This window comes from Frankia sp. CoBUL1 (assembly GCF_978021245.1).
This window is the reverse complement of sequence record NZ_CDXDOS010000134.1, coordinates 1-7307: the sequence shown is the minus strand read 5'-3', so window position 1 is coordinate 7307 and position 7307 is coordinate 1. Positions and strand designations below refer to the sequence as shown.

The following is a 7307-nucleotide window of genomic DNA, read 5'->3' as shown; positions in this document are numbered from 1 at the left end:
TCGTCGATCATGACCAGAGGAGTCCAAGTTACCCGCCAGTCAGGAAACTCGGGCTAGCCGTTCGGCGACCTCGTGCGCGATCTCCCGCTGACGATCAACGCCTGTCTGATCGTCATCCTTGAGGTGCGAGATCCGGCAGTAGATCGCGGCAGGCTCACCCGCCCACGGGCGCCGCTGATCCTCCCCGCTACCGCCCCCGGCCCGCCGCGCACGTAGCCGAGCACGGACCGCCCGCGCACGCTCCTTGTCCAACCCATGATCGCTCATGAGCCGTAGTGTATGAACATGGTTCGGTTCTGACCGTCGATCAGGGGCGCGGGTCGGAGCGGGAGACCCGCGGGCGGGGGAGTCGCCAGCGCCGCGGCAGTAGCGCGCGCTGCGCGGCGTAGGCCCGCACCCGCACCCGGGAGTCCGGGTACTTCTCCGCGACGCGCCGGCTCACCTGCCAGGAGAGCAGGATCGAGTCGATGACGACCGCGACGATCCCGAGCAGCATCAGCAGGGTCGCGGCCAGCCTGATCGATGCGTTCGGGACCAGTCCGCCGACGAAGTAGACGACGGCGATTGGCAAGAAGAACGATCCGACGTTGATCCGCGTGTCCACGAAGTCGCGGGTCAGTACGCGCTCGGGCGCGCGTTCACGCGCTGGCAGCCGGCTGACGTCGCCGGACATCATCGCCGCGCGGTACTCCTGGCTCTGCCTGCGCCGCGCGGCCCGCGCCTCCTGCTTGTTCGCCGGGACGCCGAGCGCACCACCGGGCTTCGTACGGGCGGCTCGCGCCTCCGCCCGGCGGGGCGTGGGCCGGCCCTTGGCCGCCGTGCGCCGCGGATCGACGACCTTCTCCTGCTCGACCCTCTCCACCTGCTCGGCGATCGGGTCCCCGGGGCCGGGGCCGGGGCCGGCATCGGAGCCGGCGGAGCTGCGTCGTTTCAGCAGAGCCATCAGGGCAGCGCCAACATCTGGTCGAGAGCCTTCCGGGCATAGGTGGCCACGTCCGGGTCGACGGTGATGCGGTTCACCGTCTCACCCCGTACGAGGGACTCCAGCGCCCACACGAGGTGGGGCATGTCGATCCGGTTCATGGTGGAGCAGAAACACACCGTACGGTCCAGGAAGACGACGGTCTTGTCAGGGTGCCTCGTCGCCAGCCGCTGCACCAGGTTCAGTTCGGTACCGATCGCGAACGCCGATCCGGCGGGAGCGGCAGCGACGACCGAGATGATGTACTCGGTCGAGCCGACGAGGTCGGCCGCGGTGACGACCTCCCGCCGGCACTCGGGGTGGGCGAGCACCGTCACCCCGGGGATCCGGCGGCGGACCTCGTCGACGCTGTCGCGGGTGAACCGGCCGTGCACCGAGCAGTGACCCCGCCAGAGGATCATCTTCGCCGCGCGCAGTTGCCGGCGGGGCAGTCCTCCCGAGGGCTTGCGGGGGTCGTAAACGACGCAGTCCTGCTCGCTCATCCCCAGTTCACCGATGGCGGTGTTGCGGCCGAGGTGCTGGTCCGGCAGGAAGAGCACCCGGGCACCCCCGCGCTCGCCGAAGGCCCACTCCAGCGCGCGCCTGGCGTTCGACGAGGTGCAGATCGTCCCGTCGTGGCGCCCGGTGAACGCCTTGATCGCGGCCGAGGAGTTCATGTAGCTCACCGGAACGGTATCGGCGGCGACTCCCGCATCGAGCAGATCGTCCCAGGCCTGCTCGACCTGCTCGGCGGTGGCCATGTCCGCCATCGAGCAGCCGGCGGCGAGGTCCGGCAGGATCACCTGCTGGTGCGCGCCGGTGAGGATGTCGGCGCTTTCCGCCATGAAGTGCACGCCGCAGAAGACGATCGCCTCGGCCTGCGGCCGCGCGGCGGCCTGCTGGGCCAGCTTGAACGAGTCGCCGGTCACGTCGGCGAAGGCGATGACCTCGTCGCGCTGGTAGTGGTGCCCGAGGATGAACGCCCGATCACCCAGTGCCCGCTTCGCCGCCGCGGCGCGGGTTGTGAGGGCCGGATCGGCCGCTGGGGGGAGTTCACCCGGACAGTCCACGCCACGCTCGCTGGCCGGGTCAGCCTGGCGGCCGAGTAGCAGCAGGGCCAGCGGTGATGGAGCCACACCGACCCGGCCGAGGGCCGGGTCGCGAGCAGGGATAGGGCCGCGCCGCAGGGTCGGGTTGGTGGTCATGGCGCTCCTCCGGTCGACCGGCCCTCGGCCTGGCCGCCTCGTCGTCCGCGGCGGCCGACCGAACGATCCCGCCGGACCCGTCCACGAATGGTCGATGAGACTCTAACTCCCGGCGCCATCGTATGCCGAGCTCTTCGTGGTCAGCTGGCGGCCAGACGAAGGTCACTAACGTGAACGGGAGTGACCACCGTCTCCAGGCATGGTCGGGATCTCGACGTGGTTGACCCGCGCCGACGTCGCTACCATAGGAAGCGGATCCCGGCCGACGGTGTTGGGCATGGATGTCGGCACAGTGGCAGTGCCGTGCCCGGGGGTGCGCGCCGGATGGTCGGCGGCGCCCTGCGTACAAGTCAACCGGAACTAGTGGCCTGGCTTGCCAGGCACGTCCACCAAGGGCAGGAGTAGTCCCTATGACCGTTCAGGACACCACGGCACCCGCGACGCAGTCCTCGAGCGTCGTCCTCACCGACACCGCCGCAGGCAAGGTGAAGACCCTGCTCGAGCAGGAGGGTCGGGATGACCTCAAGCTGCGTATCGCGGTGCAGCCCGGAGGCTGCTCGGGCATGCGCTACCAGCTGTTCTTTGACGAGCGCTCCCTCGACGGCGACACCGTCATCGATTTCTCCGGTGTCAAGGTGGCGGTGGACCGGATGAGTGCCCCGTACCTCGGCGGGGCGACGATCGACTTCGTCGACACGATCGAGAAGCAGGGTTTCACTATCGATAACCCGAATGCCCAGGGTTCCTGCGCCTGCGGCGACTCGTTCCACTGATGCGCTGAGCACCGGGCCGTCCCTCCTGCTCGCGTCTCGACGCGAGCCCCGGGTGCGGTTCGGTGACCGGTTGATCGGACTGGTACGTCCGGGAGAGCCTGGTCCGGCCCTTGTTCGTCGGACCGGGCTCTCCCGTATGTGCTGCGTCGGTATCCGCTTGCGCCGGTATCCGTCGTTTCCCTTGCCGGCGGGCCGCCGGAATCACGGGACTCCGCGATCTGACGCCTCGTAATTCTGACGCCTCCGTGATGACGCGCGTGAACCAGCGCGAGCCGGTGGTTCCGGGCTTCGGGGCAGGCCGGTAAGCTCCTTGATCGTGCGTATCGCCGTGACTGGTTCCATCGCCTCCGACCACCTCATGCGCTTTCCTGGAAGGTTCGCCGAGCAGTTGCTCGCCGACCAGCTTGAGCGGGTCTCGCTGTCCTTTCTCGTCGACGAGCTCGTGATCCGGCGGGGCGGAGTGGCGGCCAACATCGCCTTCGGCCTGGGCCGACTGGGCCTGCGCCCGATCCTCGTCGGCGCGGTCGGCGAGGACTTCGCCGACTACCGCTCCTGGCTCGACCGGCACGGCGTGGACACCGCCTCCGTGCGGGTCAGTGAGATCGCGCACACCGCGCGGTTCGTCTGCACCACCGACGAGGACCTCAACCAGATCGCGTCCTTCTACCCGGGTGCGATGAGTGAGGCCGCCGACATCGAGTTGAGGCCGATCGCCGAGCGGTTCGGCGGCCTGGACATGGTGATCGTCAGCCCCAACGACCCCGGGGCGATGCTGCGCCACAGCGCGGAGTGCCGGCAGCGGGGATATCCGTTCGCGGCGGACATCTCCCAGCAGCTCGCGATCATGGAGGGCCCGCAGATCCGCGAGCTCGTCGTCGGTGCGGCCTACCTGTTCTGTAACGAGTACGAGAAGGCGCTGCTCGCCAGCAAGACCGGCTGGTCGGACGAGGAGATCCTGGCCAGGGTCGGTGTCCGGGTGACCACGCACGGCAAGGACGGTGCGGTCATCGAGGCCCCGGAGAGCGACCCCATCCGGGTCCCGGTCGTTCCCGCCCGCGCCACCCCGGATCCCACCGGAGTCGGGGACGCCTTCCGGGCCGGGTTCTTCGCCGGCCGGTCCTGGGACCTCTCGCTCGAACGCTCCGCCCAGGTCGGCTCCCTCCTCGCCACCCTGGTCCTGGAGACGATCGGCACCCAGGAGTACACGGTGGAGCCCTCGGAGGTGCTTAAGCGTCTCACCGAGGCCTACGGTTCCGACGCCGCCGCCGAGATCGCCGAGCATCTGCCGGCAATCTGAGCCGGCGGGTTATACAAGCCGCCGGATAACGAACGCCTCCCCGCCTTCCGGAAGCGGGGAGACGTCCACCAGCTCCTGACCCCGCAGTCGGCACCAGGCCACGACGTCCGCGCCGGCGGCGGGGTCGTCGGCCCAGAGCGTGATGGTGCCGGTCACCGGAATCCCGCCGAAGGCGCGGGCCAGATCGATGATTGGCAACGGGCAGCGTCGTCCCCGCGAGTCGACCGTGTGCGGCTGGTCCGTCATCGGATTGTCGGCATCAAAGCCCGGCGGCGCCCAGCCGGTCCCGCACGGCGCGTACGGCTGCGGGCAGCGCCGTCAGCAGGGCGTCGAGATCGGCCTGGGTCGACTCGCGGCCGAAGGATATCCGCAGGTTGCCGTGTGTCAACGCGCCCATGGCGACCAGGACATGGCTCGGGATCAGGGTGTCGGATGTGCAGCTCGACCCGGAGCTCACGGCGATTCCGGCCCGGTCGAGCTCGGTCAGCAGCGCCTCGCCCTCGACGTAGAGGCAGGAGAACGCGCTGATGTGCGGAACCGTCGCCGCCCGGTCCGGATCGCCGAGTAGTTCCACGCCGTTGACGAGTTCGGGCAGCCGGCGGCGCAGTTCGGCCACGTAGCCGGCGAGCCGGGGCGCCTCCGCGGCGAGTTCACCCGCCCGGGCGCTCAGCGCCGTGGCGGCGGCGACGACGGCGGGGACGTTCGGATAGCCCGCAACCCGACCGCCCTCCCGCTCGTCAACGGGACCGGGACTGCGCCAGCGGGTCCCGGTGCGCACCGCGAGAACGCCCACCCCGGGTGGTCCGCCGAACTTGTGGGCACTCGCGGTGAGCAGATCCACCCCGAGGTCGGCCAGGTCGACGGGGATGTGGCCGACTGTCACGGCGGCGTCGGTGTGCAGTGGCACCCCGGCGGCGCGCATCCGTTCGGCGACCTCGGCGACCGGCTGGATGGTCCCGACTTCGTGGTTGGCGTGCTGGAGGCTGGCGACGGCGGTACCGGCGACGGGGGTGAAGTCGACGGGGTCGACCCGGCCGAGATGATCCACACCAATCCTGGCGACCCGTCCACCGGCCTGTTCGTACCGCTGCGCGGCGTGCAGGACGCTGGAGTGCTCGACCGCGCTGACCATGACGACGTCACCCGCACGCCGCCGGGCCGCCGCCGTGCCCAACAGGGCCAGGTGCGCCGCCGCCGACCCGCTCGCGGGAAAACTGATCTCGTCCGGCCGGGCCCCGAGCACGCCCGCGACGGTCTCGCGGGCCGCGTCGAGCAGCATGCGCGCCCGGCGGCCCTCCCGATACAACCGTGCCGGGTCGGCCCAACCATCCTGAAGAGCCATTAGCAGAGCCTCGCGCGCGGCAGGGTGCAGCGGCGTGGTCGACGCGTGGTCGAGATAGGCCGGCACCTGTGAAACGGTACGCCGTGAACGGCCGGGAGGGGCGTGCGTCACAGGCGCTGACGGGGGCCTTAGGCGAGAAGGTTCGCGGCTGCTGGGATACGCTGCTGCCGCACCATCTACAGCGTGTCGAAGACAGCATGTCGTCCGGTTGGATCGGCGGGGCGACATGGCGTTTCCAGGGGGTCTCGCGCGCGGGGACGAACGCTGTCCGCCCCGCGGCCGCGGCCCGCTCGTCGTGGGAGGCAGGACCTGGTGAGGAGATCCTTCGGTCGGACCCGGCCGTCGCTCGCGGATGTCGAGGACACGCCGACGACACCGGCTGACTCCGACACACGCGCAGCTGCGGTGTCCGCGGTCGGCGTGCACGGGACGCGGCACATCCGGCCGCTTCGGCGTGTCCTGCGTCTCGGTGCCGTGCTCGCTGTCGTGGGGATCATGGCGACCGCCTGCGACAGGCCTACATTCGGTTATCCCAAGGGCGTGACGAACCAGACGCCGCGCCTTCTCAACATCTGGCAGGGTTCGGCGATCGCCGCGCTCGCCGTCGGTGTGCTCGTCTGGGGAATGATCTTTTACGCGATCATCGCCTTCCGGAAACGCAGCGACGTGCTTCCCCGCCAGGTGCGCTACAATCTGCCAGTCGAGGTTCTCTACACCGTCGTGCCGGTGGTGATCGTGGCCGGGCTGTTCTTCTACACGGCCCGGGACGAGAGCGAGGTCACCAAGCTCTCGCCGAAGCCAGACGTCACCGTTGACGTGATCGCCTTCCGATGGAACTGGCAGTTCAAGTACCTCGACACCGGCTCCGGCCGGCAGGGTGCCAACCCGATCGAGGTCACCGGTCGCCCCGGTGAACCGGCGGTGCTCGTGCTGCCGCAGAACCGCTCGATCCGTTTCGTGGAGAGCTCGCCGGACGTCATCCACTCGTTCTGGGTGCCGGAGTTCCTGTTCAAGCGGGACGTCATCCCCGGCCGGGTGAACCAGTTTGAACTGACCATCACGAAGACCGGCACCTTCATCGGTCGATGCGCCGAACTGTGCGGGACGGACCACGACCGGATGAACTTCTACGTGAAGGTCGTGCCGCAGGCCGAGTACGACACGTTCATCGCGGACCGGGAGAACGTGGCGATCTCGGCGGCGCCGGCCGCGTCAACGACCGGGACCGCCGCCACCACCGCAACCACCGGGAGTGGACAGTGACCCTCGTACAAGAAGCGGGTGTCGGCCACGCCGACTCCCCGGACTCCCACATCCCCCGGCGGACGAACCTGCTCGGCTATCTGCGGACGACGTCCCACAAGGACATCGCCGTCATGTACTTCGTCACGTCGTTCGTGTTCTTCCTCTTCGCCGGTGTCCTGGCCATCATGATGCGGGCGGAACTCGCCCGCCCGGGGCTGCAGTACTTCTCCAACGAGCAGTACAACCAGTTTTTCACGATGCACGGCACGCTGATGCTGCTCATGTTCGCGACCCCGATCGCGTTCGCGTTCGCGAACTTCCTCGTGCCGCTGCAGATCGGCGCGCCGGACGTGGCGTTCCCGCGGCTGAACGCGCTGTCCTACTGGTTCTTCCTGTTCGGCAGCCTGACGGTGATCCTCGGGTTCCTGACCCCGAACGGCGCCGCGTCCTTCGGCTGGTTCGCCTACTCGCCGCTGAACAACGA

At 69.3% G+C, this 7307-nt stretch carries 9 protein-coding genes; 4 read left to right on the top strand and 5 right to left on the bottom strand.

Annotated features, from left to right (window positions below):
• Positions 1-39 precede the first annotated feature (39 nt).
• Genes AC08OX_RS11150 through nadA form a run of 3 tightly spaced genes read right to left on the bottom strand, consistent with a single transcriptional unit; the run spans position 40 to position 2166 of the window.
• Positions 40-252, bottom strand: coding sequence for a hypothetical protein (locus AC08OX_RS11150; protein ID WP_476607747.1), 213 nt, complete (start codon positions 250-252; stop codon positions 40-42).
• A gap of 55 nt (positions 253-307) precedes the next feature.
• A complete protein-coding gene (locus AC08OX_RS11145; RefSeq protein WP_476607746.1) occupies positions 308-943 on the bottom strand; it encodes a DUF3043 domain-containing protein in 636 nt (211 codons plus the stop codon).
• On the bottom strand, positions 943-2166 hold the full coding sequence (gene nadA / locus AC08OX_RS11140) for a quinolinate synthase NadA (protein WP_476607745.1): 1224 nt from the start codon (positions 2164-2166) through the stop codon (positions 943-945). Before nadA ends, AC08OX_RS11145 begins: the two co-directional genes overlap by 1 nt.
• A gap of 410 nt (positions 2167-2576) precedes the next feature.
• On the opposite strand from nadA, the gene erpA reads away from it, so the two are divergent.
• Both erpA and AC08OX_RS11130 read left to right on the top strand, forming a co-directional pair.
• Positions 2577-2939 (top strand): iron-sulfur cluster insertion protein ErpA, encoded by a 363-nt coding sequence (gene erpA, locus AC08OX_RS11135; RefSeq protein WP_011437506.1) that lies wholly within the window; start codon positions 2577-2579, stop codon positions 2937-2939.
• Positions 2940-3255: 316 nt separating this feature from the next.
• Positions 3256-4236: a carbohydrate kinase family protein gene (locus tag AC08OX_RS11130; RefSeq protein WP_476607744.1), complete on the top strand. Its 981-nt coding sequence runs from the start codon at positions 3256-3258 to the stop codon at positions 4234-4236.
• A 9-nt stretch (positions 4237-4245) separates the two neighbouring features.
• Here AC08OX_RS11130 and AC08OX_RS11125 read toward each other — a convergent pair whose 3' ends face one another.
• Complete coding sequence (locus AC08OX_RS11125; RefSeq protein ID WP_476607743.1) at positions 4246-4482, bottom strand: sulfurtransferase TusA family protein; 237 nt, start codon at positions 4480-4482, stop codon at positions 4246-4248.
• A gap of 13 nt (positions 4483-4495) precedes the next feature.
• Positions 4496-5644, bottom strand: coding sequence for a cysteine desulfurase family protein (locus AC08OX_RS11120; protein WP_476607742.1), 1149 nt, complete (start codon positions 5642-5644; stop codon positions 4496-4498).
• A 246-nt stretch (positions 5645-5890) separates the two neighbouring features.
• Between AC08OX_RS11120 and ctaC the strand changes: the two genes are divergently transcribed.
• Both ctaC and AC08OX_RS11110 read left to right on the top strand, forming a co-directional pair.
• Positions 5891-6841 (top strand): aa3-type cytochrome oxidase subunit II, encoded by a 951-nt coding sequence (ctaC, locus tag AC08OX_RS11115; protein WP_476607741.1) that lies wholly within the window; start codon positions 5891-5893, stop codon positions 6839-6841.
• Positions 6838-7307: cbb3-type cytochrome c oxidase subunit I (locus AC08OX_RS11110; protein WP_476607740.1), on the top strand; the 470-nt coding region annotated here is incomplete at its 3' end. The genes ctaC and AC08OX_RS11110, both read left to right, overlap by 4 nt.

Coding starts and splice junctions, on each gene's coding strand:
- AC08OX_RS11145 (WP_476607746.1), bottom strand. CDS start 943: ATGGCTCTGCTGAAACGACGCAGCTCCGCCGGCTCCGATGCCGGCCCC.
- nadA (WP_476607745.1), bottom strand. CDS start 2,166: ATGACCACCAACCCGACCCTGCGGCGCGGCCCTATCCCTGCTCGCGAC.
- erpA (WP_011437506.1), top strand. CDS start 2,577: ATGACCGTTCAGGACACCACGGCACCCGCGACGCAGTCCTCGAGCGTC.
- AC08OX_RS11125 (WP_476607743.1), bottom strand. CDS start 4,482: ATGACGGACCAGCCGCACACGGTCGACTCGCGGGGACGACGCTGCCCG.